Here is a 20069-nt window from a genome sequence, read left to right as displayed (position 1 = left end):
GATAAAAAAAGAGATCGCTTAGGCGGTCTCTTTTTTTGTGTGGTTAATGAGTTGAATATTTTTGTTGATAAACTTTTAGTAGTTGCCACTGTAATTGGTGGTATTCAGCAGGAGTTCCGAAATTAGTAACGTAGCTAACAGGGGCCTTATCAGTATCCCAATTGGGTCGATTAGTAATGACATAATCGTATTGATGAGTATCGGAATATAGTTCGATTTCTACGTTAGTAAAGTACGATAATCCCAAGATAATATAACGTCGAAAAACGTTTACTAGCGGTCTAGATTGAGCGCTGGATAAACCGATTTTAATTTTACCGGCTAAGGCTTTATGAGTGTTATTGACGATGCTGACAAAGTTTTCGGTAAGTAAAGTAATATCGGTCGGATTCAAGGTTAAGTAATGATTTTCATCAATAGTAGCAATTAAGCGGTTAGCGAATTGATTTGTCCAAGGATCCTCGATAGTAAAAGATAAAGTAGCGTCTTGCATTCGTTCCAAATTGTTGATGCGATAAAGATAGCCATTAGTGAAAAATATTTTGAGACAAATTAAAGCAATTTCGTGAGCGACGCCTTCACGAATAGTAGGGATCATTTTGGGGAAATAATCATCTACTTGCTGCATGGTAACGAGGTATGAACGTACAAACGGAGCTTGAGCTAATTCTTTAGTTTCTAGTTGGTGCCAATAGCTACTGGTGGCAAATGGCATGGGATCAATGGTCCAAAGTAAGACGAAAAATAAACTGGCTTCTATATCATAGTGATGGCCATTCTGTTTGACGAAACTGAGTTGGTTAAAATAATTTTGCTTGAATGTTTTAAAAAATGGGAGTGGGGCGACAAATTTTTGAATCCACTCGGCTTGCTCATAGTTGCTAGCATCGGCAAATTGACTGCGATAATGAGTAATTTGAATGAGCCAGTAGACGTTAAAAGCAATGCTGGGACTGAAATTAGTTTGCAGGATTTGTTCTAGTTGTTTTACCTCTTGAACGATTTGATTGTCTTTAGCGGTCGGCCATTTTAAATCAAAAATAGCCCCCAAATTCAAATAAAAATAACGAATATCCATTTCACTACCTACTAAAACGCCGTTACTTAGTTCTAATTTAAACTCTACTAACAGTTCGTTTAGATGTTGTAGGCGTCTAAAATAAGTGGCCTCACTAATGTTTAATTGATAGAGTAATTCGACCTTATTTAATTTGGGGTGCTGTAATAAATACATGAATATTTGAACGTTTACCGACGTAAATAAATATTTACGCAATAAGTCAGCGTAGCTAAAATTGGCAGTGAATTGAATTATCAATTCATTTTCAATAACGGCAAACGTAAATCTTTGCTGTTTGATTTCGTCAGCAAAATCGTATTGAATAGTTTCGATGAGTTGATTAAGGCGACTGGTGTTGATTGATAATTGTTCTTCTAAATCTTTCAATGGCACTGCCTGCTGACGGTTACTAATGATTAAAGTGCTATCAATTAAGCTTAACGTGGCCTGATCAGCCGTGTTTAAAAGGTCTTTCTTATCCATCTGAGCGTTTCCTTTCAGGAGAGGTGGGTTTAGACTGACTGTATTTATTTTGGTAGATTTGTAGTAACGCCACTTGAATATTGGCATAATCGCTTGATACACCTAAACCTAAAATATAGTAATGAGGTTCGTTGATTGGTAATGAATCGTAAATATTAGTGATTACGTAGTCATAATTTTTATTATCATTAAACGCTTCAATACTAATATTACTAAAATAAGTGAGCTCTTGAAGGATATGACTGTAAAAACGGCGAGCGAGCGGTAAATGCATGTTGGTTCTAACCCCAATTTTTAAGGCGCCCATTAATGCATTTTGGGTATTAGCAATGATGCTTAATAAGTTGATTTTTAAAAATTGATAATCAGCCTCATCTAAGGTTAACGAGGTTTGTTGAGTGAACTCATTAATGAAGTTAGTGACTTGTTCCTGAGGCCAAACAGGGGCGTCGGGTCCAATAGTGTAATGATAATGACTAATTTCAAACGCGGTCATAGTGTATAAAAAGCCCTTAGTAAAGGTTAATTTGATGACTATCAACCAAATTTTTTGAGTGACTTCTTGTTGCGAACTGGGAGCTAGACGTGGAAATAAGTGTTTGATTTGATTCATACAAAAACGGTACCGTTGGTAAAGCGGACTGCCTTGTAAATATGGGCCAGCATAAAAATGAGTGAAATTATCGTTTTTACTCGTAAAGATATCGCTGACCCATAAAATAGTAAACTCTAATACCGCTTCATTAATATCTACAATAGTTGAATAGTTAAAGTGATAATTGCTTAGGAAGGTTTCAAAAGCGGCCATAGGGGTAATAAAATCAATCAGATCTTCTAATCCAACTAAATTTTGCGGTCGCATAAAACGACGACGATACTGAATGACATAACTATTCCAGTAAATAATAAAACGGGCATCGGGGTTAAAAGTAATTTTTAAGTGAGCTTCCAAATCGCTAACGGTCTGCCACAACGCAGCGTTGTTGTCATCTGAGAGAGGATGTTGATTAAAAATAATACCGAGACGGTTGTAAAAATGCCGAATATTTAATTCATTCCCCACTAAAATGCCATTTTTAATTTGAATATCAAATTCGGTCAATAACTGATTGAGATACCGGATTCTGCGAAAGTATGCCGAAGCATTTATTCCGAGTTCAGTGTTAATTTGTTGCTTATTCATTGAAGAATGAGTTAACAAGTATAACAACATTTGTACGTTGGGTGATTGCATTAAATATTTGTGTAGTAACTCGGCATAATTAAAGTTGGGGGTGAAATGAAGGGACACTTGTAGACGATTTAAGCCAATTTCAAATAAGCCACTGCTAATTTCTGCCGCTAAATCGGTCCGTATGCTAGTGACAATTTGAGTTAGTTTAGTAGTATTGACCCCCAGTTGTTTTAAAACCTGAGGCTTATCGAACTGAAAATATGGTGGGGTACCATTTTGCAATAAGATGTTGATTAATTCGATTTTTTGCTGTTCAGTAGAATCTAGCAAATCGTTTTTATACATAATTTATTATTCCTTAGTTAGTGCAGGCAAGGGGTTTAACAGTAATAAATTTCAAAAACAATATTTTTTCTAAAGGAAGCTGAGAGCTTTTTTAGTTAGTCTTATTCTATAATTAAAGACATAGGAAAGCCAGGGGAGAATGCAGGGGTAATTTAGACAAAGGGGTTAGTAATTATCCGCTGGTTTCTAGGGGAAGCATTAAAAAATGCTTAAAATAGCTATGATAAATACTAACATGACCACGTTTGAAATTTAACCGATTAGAATCGAATCATGGTTTGAGATAACTTATTGTGGGGGCAATAAGTTATCTCAACCGATTTGGACGGAAAACAACAAACGCTGCCAATTACACGGACATTTAGTCCCTTATAAAATAAAAAGGATTCCCGGTGGGGAGTCTTTTTTATTTGTCAGGATACAATCTGAATTACCGCCAAAAATCAGTGGGGGGAGCTACCGTGATGGTATGCCAATCATCAGTGAAAGGCAAAGGAAATTGAACTTGCCAGGAATGCAGTAACATGGGTTGTTCAACCGCATCGTGACTGTAAAGGGGATCTCCCACTAAGGAATGCCCAATGGCCGCCAAATGTACTCGAATTTGATGAGTTCGGCCCGTTTCAAGATTGATTTTTAATAAACTATAATTGGCTCGACTAGCCAGGACCTGATAATGAGTCACGGCTGATTGGGAGTTCAAGCCAGCCACCATACGTTTGCGTTTGTCGAGTGGATCACGCCCGATGGGGAGCTTAATGGTCCCGGTGGTAGGTAAATGATTACCGTGCACCCAAGTTAAATATTGCCGTTTGATCATTTTACTACTAATTTGGCGATTTAAAATAGGGACGACGGCTGGTGATTTAGCCACGATCAAGGCGCCGCTGGTAGCCATGTCCAAGCGATGGACCATGTAGGGAGCCTCATTTTTGGCATTGAGATAAGCAGCAACAAAGTTTAAAGTACTACCTATTTCTTGAGGCTGATTAGGATGGGTTTTTTCACCGCGCCGTTTGTTGACAATGAGTAGCGTATCATCTTCGTAGGCTACGACAACCGGGGCACTGGAATCGGGAGTGATGGGATGTGGTAAATGTGGAAAATCACTGGCTTTAAACGTTAAATCAATTTGATCATTTTCCTGGATTAACTGGTTAACTGGTTGGTATTGGTGGTTGACTAGTACCCGTTGATTAGTTCGCAACGCGCGAATGAGGTATTTAGGAATTAACCAATCTTTACTTAAAAGTTGGCGTAAACTATGTTGATTCCATGGAACAGCTACCGTTCGACGGTATTGCCAGACGTTTTCTTGCATGCCAATTTACTCCTTTGATTTCAATTTAAAAAGCATTACCGCTGTGCGATAATGCCTTTTAATGATGAATTAAAGATTATTTTTTATCAGTTTTATCTTTGACAATCATAACGTCGCACTTGGCGTTTCTGAAAACAAAGCTGGTAACTGAGCCCATAATTAAACGTTCGACGGCACTTAAGCCGGTAGAACCAATCACGATGATATCATTATCGTGGTCAGCTGGAAATTCTTTAGCGATAATGGGTTTAGGATTACCAAAACGAATATGAATGTCCACATCCATTAAACCAGCTTCGTGAGCTCTTTTTTCCATTTTACGTAAAGCAGCTTCGGTATTTTCGGTTAATTGAAAAACTGCATCGCCACTAACGACACTACCGTAAGTTTGGTTAAATTGATTAACTTCTAATACGTTTAAGATGTCCAAGTGAGCGTTATTATCTTTGGCGATTTCGATAGCTCGTTGCAAAATAGCTGCAGTCGCATCGGAACCGTCAACTGGTACTAAGACGTTTTTATATTGTGAATCCATAATTATCACCCCAGCAACACTTTTATTTATACCTTAATTCTACCATTCATTGAGTAATTTGTAAGTAAATAGGATTATTCTTTTCTTGTGAAAAAATCAGTTTGTAATCGCTTACTTTTAGTGCTATGATATGGACAAATTCAACAATAAAGGGGTCCTTTGGAATGTATTACGTCTCGATGAAATCTAATGATATTCGGAAAAATTTGGCCACAGAAACCTACTTAATGAATGAAAAAAACTTTGATGAACCACTGCTATTATTTTACATTGAGGGACCTTGTATTATTGTCGGTCGTAACCAAAATACACTAGAAGAAATTAACCAACAATACGTTGATGAAAATGGGATTGTGGTGACTCGTCGACTTTCTGGTGGTGGTGCTGTTTATCAAGATTTGGGTAACTTATGTTTTAGCTTCGTGGTTAATAGTGATAGCGAAGAGTTTGGTGATTTTAAGTCATTTACTCAACCCATTGTTGACGCACTGCATGACATGGGAGCCACTGGGGTAGAAGTGAGTGGTAGAAATGATATCTTAGTAGATGGTAAGAAATTCTCTGGTAACGCTATGTACACTAAAAATGGGAAGACTTTCTCACATGGTACTTTGATGCTAGATGTGGATTTGGATGTGGTTACCAAGGCGTTAAACGTACCTGAAGATAAGATTAAATCAAAGGGTATTAAATCAGTTCGTTCTAGAGTAACTAACCTAAAACCATATCTGGATAACAAATATCAAAACATTACCACTCCTGAATTTCGCGATATCTTATTAAAAGAGCTATTTCATGTTGATGATTTAGCAGAAATTGCGGATAAAGAATATCAATTAACTGATGAAGATAATGCCGCCATCGAAACTATTTTTGATGATGTATATAATAATTGGGACTGGGTTTACGGTAAATCACCTGAATTTACGCTGAAAAAGCGGCAACATTTTACTAACGGCACGATTGATGCCCGCTTGCAAATTGATGATGGTAAAATCGAACAAATTACCTTTTATGGTGATTTCTTTGGTTCTGGTGACGCAACTGAGCTAGCTGAAAAATTAGCAGGAACTAGATTTGATCGTCAAAGTGTAGCGAAGGTGTTAAATGAGGTCGACTTAAGTCAGTATTTTAGTGGTATCTCAGTGGAAGACTTGTTGGGAATGCTTTTCTAATTAACTTAAATACGGTAAGATAAAGGATAGTTTAACGATAAATTCAAATTGAATTTATCGTTTTTATTTGGAGGATAAAATGCAAAAGCAAAAGAAACTGGTTATCAGTTGGGCAGTGGTTTCCATGATAACTTACTTATTAGTGAGTGCGTTAACCATGATTCCTGGCCTGAAATTAACCAAGACGGTTGATCCTAGTGAATTTCTACGGATTAGTTTAGTAGCTATTGGGCTATATGCTGTTGCCATTATTTTAGCGGCCCTAAACTTGCGCTTAAGCTATTATTTAATGGCAGCAATCGTGGCGGTATATGCGATTGGTCAAGTCGGAGTTATTGGGACAATGATTTCAGGTGCCAAAGGCTTACTAGTAGTGCGGTTTATCATTGGTTTGATTGCCGTTTTTGGTATTGTGATCGCCGTTTACTGGTACATGCAAGCATATAAGTTACGCCAAATGTATATTAATGAACGAATTGCACAAATTAAACAGAAACAGGGGTAAAAATCGTGAAGCAAAATATCGCAGCACTTATTGATGCTATTAATAATGATCAAATTGCTAGTCAGACAAGTGAGGTTACTTTAGCTGCTCTAAAGAAAAATATTGCTAAAACTATGTTGCCACTTTATGAATTTGTGCAACAACATCTAGCTAAGGAAGAATTAGCGGTGGCTGAGTTGAAAGTGAAAAAAACGGATTTAGTTTTTCGAGTAGAAACTAACGTAGTTAATTTGCCACTTGGTGAACCTGCTAGAATCGAAAAGTTTATGAGTGATGAAGAAACGGCAGGGGTGAATGTATATCTAGTAGCGGTGGGGGAACAATTAAATCCCTCTGGACTACGAATTGACGAAATGACGAATGCTGAAGAATTTACTGATCACCTTACTGATCATTTAACGGCTATGGATGATTGGGTGCAAGGACAATTAGACGCTTTTGAAGGCAATGAATCAGCTATTGATGAAAAATAACTAGCGTTGATTCTAACGATGTGGTATTATGTATTTATGCGATGAGTCGAGTAGACACGCAACGAAAGTTGTTCGCGAAAGCGATTAAGTGTTTTTTCGAACGGGACACGTTTTCTACCGGATGTAGGTGTCTGATTACTGAATTGTGGAATTTAAGTAATCCATTTATCTTTGATAAATGCCGTTAGGCGGGCCTTTATGGTTCGCCTCTTTTTTTGTCTTCAAAACCAGATGGTTGACAATCAGATTAAAGATGACCAAAATGAAATTGGGTTGTTGATTTGACTTCACAATTTTAGGAGGAAGATAAATGAGCGATTTAAAGAGTACCGTCCAATTAAATAACGGGATATTGATGCCTCGTTTTGGTTTGGGAGTTTGGAAAAGTAGCAATACGGATGCTAAAAATGCGGTGACAACAGCAATTAAGCATGGTTATACGCTAATTGATACTGCCAAGCAATATGGTAATGAAACTGGGGTTGGTCAAGGAATCAAAGAAGGATTAGCAGAAACCGGGATGAACCGTAAAGATCTATTTGTAACTACTAAACTGTTTAACGGTAACCAAGGTTACGAAAGTACGTTACGCGCTTTTGATGGTCAATTAAAGCGTCTGGGATTACATTATATTGATCTGTACTTAATTCATTGGCCAGTTGATGATAAGTTTATCGATACCTACAAAGCGATGGAAAAACTTTATCATGAAGGTAAAATTCGAGCATTGGGAATTTCTAATTTTGATAACGAACGATTGGCTGAACTGTTAGAACATACTGATGTAGTGCCAGCAGTTAACCAAATGGAATTTAACCCAACGAACCAAGAAAAAGATATTTTAGCTCAAGCTAACTTAGAAGGAATTCAATTAGAAGCCTGGTCACCACTAGGCGGTGGTGATTCATTGAGTGATCCTACTGTACTAAGCTTGGCTGAAAAGTATGGTAAGACTGCCGCTCAAATTATTTTACGCTGGGAATACCAACGGGATTTAGTTATTATTCCTAAGTCCATTCATGAACAACGAATTGTTGAAAATAGTCAAATTTTTGATTTTGAAATTACTTCAGATGATGTGGCCAAATTAAATGCCTTGGACAAAAGCAAGCGCGGCCTTTGGTATGATGACTTTAAATGGCACAATCCTGATGGTCCATGGGGTGATTCTGTGGATAAATGGGATGATTCGCCAGCTAATTATGCTGACTAATAAAAAAGACTGCCATTAGGCAGTCTTTTTTATTTTAAATTAGCAACCGGACGAGAATAACCAACTGCATGCCACCATGGTGCAGAAACTTTTTCAATAATGACACCACGATTTTGAGCATCAATCATCTTACCACCACCGATATAAACACCTACGTGGCTAATGTTGTGCTTGCTGGTACCAAAGTATACTAAGTCGCCTTTTTTACGATTGTGTTTAGAAACTTTTTTAGTGCCGTTGTATTGGGCTTGAGCAGTTCTTGGTAGGCTCTTTTTGATTGATTTTTTGTAAACGTACTTAGTTAAACCAGAACAATCAAATGAATGAGGACCAACGGAACCCCAAGAATATCTTTTACCTAATTGCTTTTTAGCAGTTTCATAAACTTTAGAATAACTTTGAGTAGTAGCAGCGTCAGCGTTAACTTCTGTAGTAGCCATGGTCATTGCGAACCCGAATAGGAAGGCAAAAAGAATAAATGGTTTCACGATAATGTTAGTAAGACGATTTGATTTGATAATAAACTCTCCTTAAAATTTTAATTAAATTATTCAGCTTTAACTAAATCTTTGTTGGCGCTGATGTATTTTCCGTTTAGTAGTTGAAGACGGTAAGCACCGCCTTTAGACCGAACTACTTTTTTGATGGTTAATTTTTGACCTTTTTTAAAGGAACCGGTATGACCCGTCAATTCAGCAGTTTTGTAAATACCGATTGATTTTAACGTTTTGAAATGCTTGCTGCTTGGTAAGCTAGTGTAATAACTGGCTTTTTTAGGAGTTGAGTACCAAGACTTCACTTTACTAGCGTTTAAAGCTTTACTTAAATCCACGGTATTAGCAGTGATACCACTGATATGGCCCTTTGAAGTATATTGCCAAAGATCGGCCTTAACACCACTTGGTTTCTTATTGGAATATTTGGCAATCCAGGAACCGTTAAATTGAGAAAAATTGATTTTGTGTTGTTTAGCAAAACTTTCGTAAGTGTAATAAACCAGTGGCTTATTAGTTAACTTGCGCATTTGTTTGTACCAAGCGTTTACGTAAGATTGTTCGCTACCTTTGCCTTTACGGTGTTCGTTGTCTAATACGAAGAACTTGGCATGTTTGTTAGTTCGTTTGTAGAAGTCTTTGGCTTCTTGTTTAGCATCGGCTACACTAGTAAATTCTGTGTAGTCATATTGGCCAAAGGGGACGTTGTATTTGTAAGCTCCATTAGCGTTGATATCTTTGTGAGTATCAACCTTAAAATCAGCATCACCTTTGTTACCGTGTTGTACGCGGATGATAACCATTTGCATTTCTTTAGAAGCTTTTTTCCAATTAATGTTACCTTGATATTGGGATACGTCGGCAATTTTATTTTTGCTAGCAAAAGCGGTTGTAGAAAAACTTAATGCAGCAAAGGCACCCATAAGTGCAGCCATAATTTTTTTAGTATTTAATTTCATCTTTAATATCTCCTAAATCAGTACAAAAATCATTATATCGAGTCAATACTACTAGAAAATCTCAGCAAGGTTTCAATTTGGTTAAAAGATATTTCGGAATTTGTAATATTAATGCAAAATAATGCCAAAAAACGACTATCCGTTATGTGATAGTCGTTTTTACGTTATTTGAATTTGACGATAATTTTTTCGATCAAACGATATAATAGCCCGACTAATAGACTGACTATTAATGAAGAAATTACCATATTATGTTCAATGATCGGGATGTTATTTGAGATAAATCCCATCATAGTAAAGATGATGATCCAAAGAAAGGTTCCTTTAATATTGTCTTTAGTAAAGCGTTGAAAGTTCATCCGATTATAACCGGCAATCATTGGAATTAAGTTACCAACTACGGGAATGAGATTACCGGTGACGACGGAACCGTCTTTGTTTCGCTTGAAATAAGTGGCAGCCCATTTGTCATTTAATTTAACATGATGATTGGGGTTGCGTTGTTGATGGTGAAATGCCATTTTGTATTTTAGCTGGTTGCCTAAAAAGGCTGCAGCGCTACCGGCTATAATAACCATCAAGATATTCATGTGACCGCTGTTAGCTAAACTACCACACAAAAAAATTAAAACGTCACTAGGAAGCCAAGCCAAAAAGATAAAGGCACAACCTAAAAAAATGATAAAAAAGAAAACAAAATAACTACCGAGACCACCAGCATCGACGGCAGCTTTGATAGAATGATCAAGAGTCATCGAGATATTTTTAGTAGTGGTGTAAATATCATATGGATTGGTTCTCATTGATAACTACTCCTATCGTTAATTATTACTTCAATTTTAGCATGAAGTGACTTGAGTGACATTTAGTATTAGTAATTTTCAAAAATCAATAAATGAAAAAAATTTTCAAATAATTAAAAACGGTTAATTGAAAAGTAATGTTAAATAAAAAAGAAAAATATCGAAAAAACGCCTATATATCAGCATTTTTCATAATATGAAAAGTCCGAATCAATCACTATCATAAAGTAATAATAGTTTCTCTTGCGAAAATTACTTTCAAAATATATAATAAAAGTGTATTAAATCTAGTAAACATAAATTGTGAGGTAATTAGAATGCAAATTGGGATGATTGGTCTCGGTAAAATGGGTCTTAACCTTGTGAAAAATTTGATTGATAACGGCAACGATGTAGTTGCGTTTGATTTGAACCCAGATAGCATTAAAGCAGCGGTAGAAGCTGGAGCCACTGGAGCTACTAGTAATGCTGATTTAGTATCTAAGTTAAGTGCACCAAGAATTGTTTGGATTATGGTTCCGGCTGGTAAGCCAACTGATTCAACTGTTGAAGAATTGGTTAGTTTATTATCATCTGGTGATTACCTAATTGATGGTGGTAATTCATTTTACAAAGATTCAATTCGTCACAGTGAAATTGCTAAAGCTCAGGGCATTAACTTCTTTGACTGTGGCACTTCTGGTGGTCAAGATGGTGCTCGCCATGATGGTAACTTTATGATTGGTGGTCCAAGCCAAGAAGCTTTTGATCATATTCGTCCAATTTACGAAGGAATTGCCGAAAAAGATGGTTATTTATACACAGGAAAACCGGGTTCAGGTCATTTCTTAAAGATGGTTCATAACGGAATCGAATATGGGATGATGGGTGCTATTGGTGAAGGATTTGATGTTTTGCAAAACAGCCAATTTGAATATGACAATGAAGCTGTAGCCAAAGTTTGGGTTCATGGATCAGTTGTACGTGGCTGGTTAATGGAATTGGCTGAAGAAGCCTTTGCAAAGGATGATAATCTTTCTAAGATTACCGGAACAATGCACTCATCTGGTGAAGGTAAGTGGACTGTTCAAGAAGCTCTTAATGAAGATGTTGCCGTTCCGGTTATTACCGCTTCACTATATCAACGTTGGGATTCAATGAATAATGATGATTCTTTCACTGGTAAAGTAGTTTCTGCCTTACGTAATGGTTTTGGTGGTCACGCAATGGATATGAAAAAATAATTAATTTGATTTTAAACTCTCACTTAGGTGAGAGTTTTTTAGTAGATTCAATTTAATAAAACCAAGTTTGAAACCGGTTACAAAACCTGATATAATAACTTTGTGAAATACTTAATAAAAGGGGATATTATCATGAAGATAACAGCAGCGGTTGTACAACGGCAAGGAGAACCATTTGTTATTACAGATGATATTGAATTAGCAGCAATGGGACCTGACGATGTTATTGTTCACATGGTAGCCAGTGGTATCTGTCACTCAGATGAGGCCCTGCGCAAAGGGGACGCTAAAATTGGTTATCCAATTATACTGGGTCACGAGGGCTCTGGGATTGTCGAAGCGGTGGGAAGTAGTGTTGAATCCGTGCAACCTGGTGATCATGTGGTATTATCCTTTTATGCTTGCGGCGTTTGCGATAATTGTTTACGGGGAATTCCAACACAATGTCGCAATTATGCTAAAAATAATTTATCTGGGACTAGGCCTGATGGTTCTGCCCACTTTACATTAGATGATCAGCCCATTGATGATATGTTTAACCAATCTTCGTTTACTACCACAACGGTAGTACGAGAACGCAACGTCGTTAAGGTACCCAATGATTTAGATTTACGCAAACTGGGGCCTTTAGGATGTGGGTATGTTACCGGTAGTGGAACCGTGTTAAATACGTTAAAACCTCGCCCAGGAGACACGATTGCTGTGTTTGGTACTGGTGCGGTGGGGTTAGCGGCGATGATGGCCGCTAAGATCGCGGGTTGTACTAAAGTTATCGCGGTAGATCAAGTCGACAGTCGGTTATTGTTAGCTAAAGAACTGGGGGCCACCGACACGATCAATAGTCGTGGTGGCGACGTGGTAATGGCGATTAAAGCGTTAACCCATGGCCGTGGAGTAGACTTTACGGTTGACACTACCGGAGTAACTAAAGTGATGAAAGAAGCCATTGCGGCTTTAGATCAAGGTGGGGTCGCAGCAGAAATTGCAGTCACTGCTAATCATATTGATATTGATACGTGGAATGACTTGTGTGTAGATAATAAGTCGGTGATTGGAGTTAACATGGGGGATGCCATTCCACAAATTGATATTCCACGCTTAATTGAATTTTATCAAGCCGGCATGTTTGATTTCGATAAAACTGAAAAATTTTATTCATTTGCGGATATTAATCAAGCTAATACGGATTCAATTAGCGGTGAAACGATTAAACCAGTTCTAATTATTGATGAGCAATATCAACCTGAATAGATAAAGCGGGAATGCAAGTTTAAAAACTTCATTCCTTTTTTATTAGCACGTTAATTATAAATATCATATATCATTATAAATAATTACTTAATAAAGTACTTGTTAATAGTAAGTGGTAATGCTATGATAGAATTAAATCAAGGAGGTATGTTTTAATGACAAAAGTACTAGTTTTAGGGGCTTCTGGCCAAATTGCCCAGTTAGCTGATCAGATGTTAATTAATGATAATAATGATGTGACCCTATTTTTACGTGATACTGCCAAATTGAAATTAGACGCAAAATTATTAGCTAAGGCCACCGTAGTAACCGGTGATGTTTTGGATGCTAATTTATTAAAAAAGGTTATGACGGGGGTCGATATCGTTTATGCTAATTTGGCCGGCAAGGTTATTGATATGGCTCGACTAATCGTTGACACGATGCATGAGACCGGAGTTAATCGAATTGTTTGGATTTCTACTTTAGGAATTTATGACGAAGTACCAGGGAAGTTCGGTGAATGGAACAACACTATTTTGGGCGATTACATTACTAACTACGCGGCGGCCGCTAAAATCATTGAAGATTCCGATTTAGATTACACTATTATCCGACCAGCGTGGTTGACCGATAAAGATGAAGTGGATTATGAAGTTACGCAACGTAACGATCCTTTTAAAGGTACAGAAGTATCTCGTAAATCAGTGGCGACAGTAGTAACTGAGATTGTGGCTCATCCAGATAAGTACAAACGAGCTTCGATTGGTTTAAATAAGCCCAACACTGATGGTGATAAACCAGCTTGGTATTAATTGACAAAATAAAAAACGGTAACGAACTTAAAAATTCGTTACCGTTTCTTTTTTTATTTATTAGTTTTCACTACCAAACCAACGACCAACGACAGCGGCAAGAGCGCCACCAACGAGGGGAGCAAGCAAGTAAACCCAATAGTGCTTGAGAGCAGAACCACCGGCCATAATAGCTGGACCGAAGCTTCGAGCTGGATTTAATGAACCGCCAGTTAAGTTTAAAGCAGCGATAATCAAAAAGCCAAGGGTTAAACCGATAGCTAAAGGAGCCAAGTTAGCATTGCCTAATGAATCACTAGTAGTCATAACAATTACTAACACGAAGATGAAAGTAATTAATAGTTCAAACCAAAAGGCAGTACCAGCACCAATTTTAGGAAAATCAGTTTGGCCAAGTTGATTAGTAGCTAAGCCTAAATCACCAACAAGGGTTTTAATAATAGCTGAAGCAGCTGTGGCGCCTAAAAATTGAGCAACCACGTAACCAATAAAATCAATCCCACTTAGGCGATTATTGATCAACATAGCTAATGATACGGCCGGGTTAAAATTACCACCAGAAACATTACCGAAAGCATAAGCCATTACAGTAATTGCTAATCCGAAAGCCAATCCAATTGTCAAAGCATCACCTTTAGCTAAAACAACGGCAGCTGTTCCGGAGAAGACTAACATAAACGTTCCGATAAATTCCGCAACGTATTTTTGCATAATAAATTCCTCCCATAAAATAACTTCTAAAATAATACTTATCTATTCTATCATAAACTAAGTGAACAGCCTATTCTAGGAAGTAAGTAGAAAATAAGTTATAATATATAGTAAGAACGATAGTTAGGGAGGATGATTTAATGACTAAAATTACAGCATACGTAGTTCGTCACGGCCAGACTTACTTGAACTTATACAATAAAGTTCAGGGCTGGATTGATTCACCGCTTACCGAAAAGGGGCAACAAGATGCCCATAGTGCCGGTAAACGATTGGCCAAAATCAACTTTGATGCTGCTTTTTCTAGTGATTCAGGTCGAGCCATTGATACAATGCGCTTGATTTTAAAGGAAAATGCAGAGCACAATATGAACATTGTCCAATACCAATATCCCGAATTAAGAGAACAATTTCATGGTTACTTTGAAGGTAACGATTTAAACCAAATGTGGCAATTTGTCGGCGCCCAAGTGGAAACTACCACCGAAGCGGGAGTCTTAAATAAGTATGGTTTGGAACGGGCTCGAGACTTAATTGCCCGAGCTGACTTATATGACCAAGCTGAAAATAACGATATGTTTTGGCATCGTTTAGACCGCGGCTTTGACAAAATTCGGCAAAACACTAAAGATGGTGATCAAGTTTTAGTGGTTTCTCATGGCATGACTATTCGTTCGATTGTAGATCGTTATGCACCTGAATTAGATTTAGGAGTAGCGACCGCTAATGGTAGTGTTACCAAATTAACTATTACAGATGACGATATTCAAGTAGAGTATTTCAACAACCTGGACACGGTTTAAAAGCGGTTGAGAGTTGGAATTAATTATGGTATCGTGAAATGACTATTGTTGCTAAATGACCGGCGTTAATAGCTGGTCATTTTTGTGATTGAAGAAAGGTACGAAAAAATATGATTACAGTAACCGACATGGGTTTACAATTTTCTGGTAAGAAGCTTTATGAAGACGTAAACCTTAAATTCACGCCGGGCAATTGTTATGGCATTATTGGTGCCAACGGAGCCGGTAAATCAACATTTTTAAAATTACTTCAAGGACAAATTCAACCTACCACTGGTAATATTCACATTGATAAAAATGAACGAATGTCTAGTTTGAGCCAGGATCATTATGGCTTTGAAGATCAAACCGTGATGCAAACAGTTATTCAGGGGAACCAAAAACTGTTTGATATTATGAGTGAAAAAGACGCTCTTTATGCTAAACCTGATTTTTCAGAAGCAGATGGGTTAAAGGCGGCTGAACTCGAAGGTGAATTTGCTGAAATGGATGGCTGGAATGCAGAAGCAGACGCCTCTTCGTTGTTACAATCATTGGAAATTCCAGAAGATTTACATCAAGAACTAATGAGTGAATTAAACGAAGGGCAAAAAGTGAAGGTATTATTAGCTCGTGCCTTGTTTGGTGAACCCGATATTTTGCTCTTGGATGAACCAACCAACGGACTAGATGTTTATACCATTCAATGGCTCGAAAACTTTTTAGCTGATTATCCTAAAATTACCATTGTGGTTTCTCATGACCGGCATTTCTTAAACGCCGTCTGCACAATGATGTGTGATGTCGACTTTGGTAAGATTCAGATGTACGTAGGTAATTACGATTTCTGGCTACAATCCAGTCAATTGGCTGCTAAACTAAAGGCCGATGCTAACGCTAAAAAAGCTGATCAAATCAAGGAATTACAAGAATTTATTGCGCGGTTTAGTGCCAATGCTTCTAAGTCTAAACAAGCCACTTCACGGAAAAAGCAATTGGACAAGATTTCTTTGGATGATATTAAGCCATCATCTCGAAAATATCCGTTCATCAAATTCGAAGAAAATCGGCCAATTGGTAATGACTTACTTCGAGTTGATAACGTTAGTAAGTCCATTGATGGTAACCAAATTTTAAGTAACGTTACTTTCACCTTACGTCCCGGCGATAAAACAGCCTTGGTTAGTCGCTCTGATTTGGCTACGACGACCTTGATGCAAATTATTGCTGGCGAAATGAAACCAGATGAAGGTACCGTTACTTGGGGTCAAACCACTTCTCAAGGTTATTTACCACGTGATTTTACTGCTGAATTTGACGGTAATGATTTACGCATTTTAGATTGGCTTCGGCAATATGCAGAAAAGGGGGCCGATGACGATGCCTTTTTACGGGGCTTTTTAGGTCGGATGCTCTTTTCTGGTGATGACGTTAATAAAAACGTTAATGTCTTGTCAGGTGGGGAAAAAGTTCGGGTGATGTTATCCAAACTGATGTTGCAAAAAGATAACGTTTTGCTATTAGATGATCCGACCAATCATTTGGATCTAGAATCTATCACAGCCTTAAATGAAGCCTTAGTTAACTTCCCAGGCTCATTAATTTTTACGTCTCATGATCACGAATTTATTCAAACCATTGCTAACCATATTATCGAAGTATCATCTAATGGAATTATTGATCGTCGTGAAATTACTTATGATGACTTTATTGCTCATCCAGAAGTGAAGAAACAATTAGAAGATCTTTATAATGATTAAAAAAATCCTGGTAACCGAATTTAGTGGTTATCAGGATTTTTCTTTAGTTTTCACTTAAATATTGCCAATCGATATCCCATAGCACTGCCATCGCTTTTTCACCGGTATGAACGCTAATGGATGGTCCAATTTTGCTGATTTGAATAGTGGCATTAGGAAACTTAGCTTGAATAGTTGCCTGCCATTCCTTAAGCGCTTTAGGATTATTAGCATCTACAATTGAAATTCGCACGGGAGTATCATACGTGGGAATTGATTGTTCTAAGTGACTTAAAATTTTGTTAAAAGCGGCTTTCATCGTGCGCTCTTTGCCTTGAGGAACGATTTTACCATCGTCATCAAAGGTTAAAAGCGGCTTGATTCGTAACATACTGCCAATAAAGGCAGAGGTATTGGAAATTCGTCCGGTTCTTAATAGATGCGTTAGACTATCCACGACCAAAGTAACGTTGATGGAATCTCGCAAAATGGCTAGTTTGGGTAAGATTTCTGCAGCATTTTTGCCGGCCAGAGCCATTTTGGCAGCCAGTAAAGTTAAGTCAGCTTCTCCAGCACTGGCGATTTTAGAGTCAAAAGGATAGACCTTAATATTGGCAACTTGAGCAGCGTAAGCTACTAGATTTTGGTAAAAAGTGGTAATACCAGATGATAAGTTCACACAAATAACTTCATCGTAACCCGCGGCACTTAACTGATCAAAGGCCGCCTGCATTTGCCCCATAGAAACTTGGGCGGTCGTCGGTAATTTGTCACTGGCGGCTAATTTGGATAAAAATTCTGCGGCCGTGATGTCTACGCCTTCGGCATATTGAGTCATGCCAAAGATAATAGTAATGGGTAGGACTGTAATGTGATATTGTTGAGCTTGCTCCGCGGTTAAATAACTGGCACTGTCGGTAATTACAGCAGTTTTCATTTTAAATTCTCTTTTCTACTTGAGGTTCGTGAAACGGAAATATTTGCAAGAGTTTCACTCGATGGTTACAATTATCTTGTATTATACAGATATTAAAAGAACAGGGAAACTAAAAGTAATTCAACTTAATAATTAAAAAACAGGAGCTGATGAATTCAGTTCCTGTTTTTATTTTATTATTAAGCTAATAATTTGGCGATTAATTGGTTAACTGCTTCTTCATAATTATGAAGGCGTTGATCAACAGCAGCTTGAGTTTTATCTTTAGTGCCCAGATAGAATTTGATTTTGGGTTCAGTCCCAGAAGGCCGAACGGCTAGCCAGGTTCCATCAGCAAACCAATACTTTAAAACGTTAGAAGTAGGTAAGCCAGTGGTAGTAACGTTGCCATCTTGATCAGTATATTGATCAGTTTGGTAATCAGCATAAGCTACAACAGCTTCACCATTGAGTTCTTTTAATGGTTGTTCGCGTAATTGAGTTAGCATATCGGCAATCTTTTGTTTGCCGGCCAAGCCATCCATTTCTTTTGAAATGGTCTTTTCATCAAAGTAACCAAATTTTTGGTACATAGCTTGCACACCATCGTAAAGAGTTTGGCCTTGACTCTTGTAGTAAGCAGCTACTTCGGCCAATAAAAGTAATGTTTGAATGGCATCTTTATCGCGTACGAATGGTTGAATTAAATAACCGAAGCTTTCTTCAAAACCAAATAAGAAAGTGTTACTATGATCATTTTCGTAGTTTTGAATTGCTTCAGCAATATACTTAAAGCCGGTTAAAACATTTTGAGTAGCAATTCCGTAAGAAGCAGCAATATCAGCAGCTAATTCGGTGGAAACGATAGATTTAACAATCGTACCATTAGCTGGAAGATCATTAGCCGCTTTTTTAGCGGTTAAAATGTAGTTTAATAAAACGCTGGCAATTTGATTTCCGGTTAATAGTTTGTAACTACCATCTGGTTGACGAACAGCCGCTCCTAAACGATCAGCATCTGGATCGGTAGCAATTAAGACATCAGCGTTGATTTTAGTACCTAACTTAATGGCTAAATCAAATGCTTGGGGAAATTCAGGATTAGGGAAGGGTACCGTAGCAAATTCTGGATCAGCAATAGTTTGGGCTGGTACCACTTCATAATCACTAAAACCAATTTCTTCCAAAGCTCTTCTGGCAATTACTTTACCGGTACCATGAAGCGGAGTGTATACAAACTTCATGTCAGCACCAGCAGATTTGATAAGTTCATGGTCAATATTAACCGTCTTTAAGTTATCGAGGTAAGCGACATCCACATATTCACCGATTAGTTGCATGACGTTATCAGCACGTAGTTGTGGTTCTGTAGTTACCTCAATTGCAAACAAGTCACTTGCTTGACGAATATATTGGGTGATCATATCTGATTCCTTAGGTGGCATTTGGCCGCCATCTTGGCCGTAAATCTTAAAGCCGTTATATTGTTTAGGATTATGGCTAGCAGTAATCATGATACCGGCGTATGTATGTAAGTGGCGAACGGCAAAGGATAATTCTGGGGTGGGCCGCATCTCGTCAAAAACAAAAGTATTAATGCCATGGTGTCCCAAAACCTTAGCAGATTCATGAGCAAATTCTTTGGAGAAGTAACGTGAGTCAAAGCTGATGGCGACACCACGATTTTTAGTGGCCGCATCTAAGGTATCCATAAAACGAGCTAAACCTTCGGCAGCTTGACGAACGGTGTAAATATTCATCCGATTAATACCAGCGCCAATGACACCACGCATGCCGGCCGTTCCAAATGAAAGGGGAGCAGCAAACGCATCAGCGATTTGATCAGGATGGTTATTCATTTCCTTAAGTTCATTTAATAAATCAACTGGTAAGTTTGGTTGGCTTAACCAATTTTGGTACAACTGTTCAGCTGTTTCAGTCAATATTTTATCCTCCGAGAATGTTTTTACGTTAAGCGTTAGTCTCATTATAGAAACTATCTAGAAACGCGTCAATTTTATTAGGCATAAAAATAACAATCTTCCTTATTATAGAAGAATTGGCAAAATGATGCTGAAAATATGCTAAACTTTTTAGGTTAATAATTTTGATG

Annotated in this window: 19 protein-coding genes; 9 read left to right on the top strand and 10 right to left on the bottom strand. The window is 37.6% G+C overall.

The genetic code is table 11. The annotated features are described in order from the left end of the window. Positions 1-43: 43 nt before the first annotated feature. The 4 genes from HII32_RS01875 to HII32_RS01860 form a co-directional block, all read right to left on the bottom strand. On the bottom strand, positions 44-1543 hold the full coding sequence (locus HII32_RS01875) for a helix-turn-helix domain-containing protein (RefSeq protein WP_172187749.1): 1500 nt from the start codon (positions 1541-1543) through the stop codon (positions 44-46). After that, positions 1536-3062 (bottom strand): helix-turn-helix domain-containing protein, encoded by a 1527-nt coding sequence (locus HII32_RS01870; protein ID WP_172187747.1) that lies wholly within the window; start codon positions 3060-3062, stop codon positions 1536-1538. Before HII32_RS01870 ends, HII32_RS01875 begins: the two co-directional genes overlap by 8 nt. Before the next feature lie 430 nt (positions 3063-3492). Then, positions 3493-4383, bottom strand: a complete 891-nt coding sequence (locus tag HII32_RS01865; RefSeq protein ID WP_172187745.1) for an RluA family pseudouridine synthase — start codon at positions 4381-4383, stop codon at positions 3493-3495. 76 nt (positions 4384-4459) lie between these two features. Then, positions 4460-4918: a universal stress protein gene (locus HII32_RS01860; protein WP_172187743.1), complete on the bottom strand. Its 459-nt coding sequence runs from the start codon at positions 4916-4918 to the stop codon at positions 4460-4462. Positions 4919-5082: 164 nt separating this feature from the next. Between HII32_RS01860 and lplA the strand changes: the two genes are divergently transcribed. The 4 genes from lplA to HII32_RS01840 all read left to right on the top strand — a co-directional run bounded on the left by lplA (position 5083) and on the right by HII32_RS01840 (position 8284). Continuing rightward, entirely contained in the window at positions 5083-6093 is a 1011-nt protein-coding gene (lplA, locus tag HII32_RS01855) for a lipoate--protein ligase (protein WP_172187741.1), read from the top strand. Positions 6094-6172: 79 nt separating this feature from the next. Continuing rightward, entirely contained in the window at positions 6173-6598 is a 426-nt protein-coding gene (locus HII32_RS01850) for a hypothetical protein (RefSeq protein WP_172187739.1), read from the top strand. 5 nt (positions 6599-6603) lie between these two features. Then, the gene (locus HII32_RS01845) at positions 6604-7071 is read left to right on the top strand and encodes a hypothetical protein (protein ID WP_172187738.1); all 468 of its coding nucleotides are present in this window, start codon (positions 6604-6606) and stop codon (positions 7069-7071) included. A gap of 310 nt (positions 7072-7381) precedes the next feature. Next, complete coding sequence (locus HII32_RS01840; protein WP_172187736.1) at positions 7382-8284, top strand: aldo/keto reductase; 903 nt, start codon at positions 7382-7384, stop codon at positions 8282-8284. Between the two features lie 29 nt (positions 8285-8313). Here the strand turns inward: HII32_RS01840 and HII32_RS01835 are convergent, their stop codons facing one another. The 3 genes from HII32_RS01835 to HII32_RS01825 form a co-directional block, all read right to left on the bottom strand. Further along, positions 8314-8730 carry a C40 family peptidase gene (locus HII32_RS01835; RefSeq protein ID WP_172187734.1) on the bottom strand — a complete coding sequence of 139 codons (417 nt, stop codon included), beginning with the start codon at positions 8728-8730 and terminating at the stop codon, positions 8314-8316. A gap of 101 nt (positions 8731-8831) precedes the next feature. Further along, the gene (locus HII32_RS01830; RefSeq protein WP_172187733.1) at positions 8832-9737 is read right to left on the bottom strand and encodes a GH25 family lysozyme; all 906 of its coding nucleotides are present in this window, start codon (positions 9735-9737) and stop codon (positions 8832-8834) included. A gap of 164 nt (positions 9738-9901) precedes the next feature. After that, positions 9902-10540: a DedA family protein gene (locus tag HII32_RS01825; RefSeq protein ID WP_172187731.1), complete on the bottom strand. Its 639-nt coding sequence runs from the start codon at positions 10538-10540 to the stop codon at positions 9902-9904. 317 nt (positions 10541-10857) lie between these two features. On the opposite strand from HII32_RS01825, the gene gnd reads away from it, so the two are divergent. The 3 genes from gnd to HII32_RS01810 all read left to right on the top strand — a co-directional run bounded on the left by gnd (position 10858) and on the right by HII32_RS01810 (position 13808). After that, positions 10858-11763: a phosphogluconate dehydrogenase (NAD(+)-dependent, decarboxylating) gene (gene gnd / locus HII32_RS01820; RefSeq protein ID WP_172187729.1), complete on the top strand. Its 906-nt coding sequence runs from the start codon at positions 10858-10860 to the stop codon at positions 11761-11763. 132 nt (positions 11764-11895) lie between these two features. Beyond that, on the top strand, positions 11896-13014 hold the full coding sequence (locus tag HII32_RS01815) for an NAD(P)-dependent alcohol dehydrogenase (RefSeq protein WP_172187727.1): 1119 nt from the start codon (positions 11896-11898) through the stop codon (positions 13012-13014). 155 nt (positions 13015-13169) lie between these two features. After that, on the top strand, positions 13170-13808 hold the full coding sequence (locus tag HII32_RS01810) for an NAD(P)H-binding protein (protein WP_172187725.1): 639 nt from the start codon (positions 13170-13172) through the stop codon (positions 13806-13808). A 60-nt stretch (positions 13809-13868) separates the two neighbouring features. Here HII32_RS01810 and HII32_RS01805 read toward each other — a convergent pair whose 3' ends face one another. Further along, positions 13869-14519, bottom strand: coding sequence for an MIP/aquaporin family protein (locus HII32_RS01805; protein WP_172187723.1), 651 nt, complete (start codon positions 14517-14519; stop codon positions 13869-13871). Positions 14520-14659: 140 nt separating this feature from the next. Here HII32_RS01805 and HII32_RS01800 point away from each other — a divergent pair, with 140 nt between their 5' ends. Then, positions 14660-15322 carry a histidine phosphatase family protein gene (locus HII32_RS01800; RefSeq protein WP_172187721.1) on the top strand — a complete coding sequence of 221 codons (663 nt, stop codon included), beginning with the start codon at positions 14660-14662 and terminating at the stop codon, positions 15320-15322. Positions 15323-15432: 110 nt separating this feature from the next. Next, positions 15433-17061 carry an ABC-F family ATP-binding cassette domain-containing protein gene (locus HII32_RS01795; protein ID WP_172187719.1) on the top strand — a complete coding sequence of 543 codons (1629 nt, stop codon included), beginning with the start codon at positions 15433-15435 and terminating at the stop codon, positions 17059-17061. Positions 17062-17104: 43 nt separating this feature from the next. Here HII32_RS01795 and HII32_RS01790 read toward each other — a convergent pair whose 3' ends face one another. Together HII32_RS01790 and HII32_RS01785 are read right to left on the bottom strand one after the other, a co-directional pair. Further along, on the bottom strand, positions 17105-17977 hold the full coding sequence (locus tag HII32_RS01790; RefSeq protein WP_172187717.1) for a DegV family protein: 873 nt from the start codon (positions 17975-17977) through the stop codon (positions 17105-17107). 179 nt (positions 17978-18156) lie between these two features. Beyond that, complete coding sequence (locus HII32_RS01785; RefSeq protein ID WP_281355376.1) at positions 18157-19899, bottom strand: phospho-sugar mutase; 1743 nt, start codon at positions 19897-19899, stop codon at positions 18157-18159. Positions 19900-20069: the final 170 nt, after the last annotated feature.

This window comes from Lentilactobacillus kribbianus, from assembly GCF_013184075.1.
GTDB lineage: Bacteria > Bacillota > Bacilli > Lactobacillales > Lactobacillaceae > Lentilactobacillus > Lentilactobacillus kribbianus.
The sequence above is the reverse complement of the archived record's forward strand: the minus strand, read 5'-3'. Positions and strand labels throughout refer to the sequence as shown.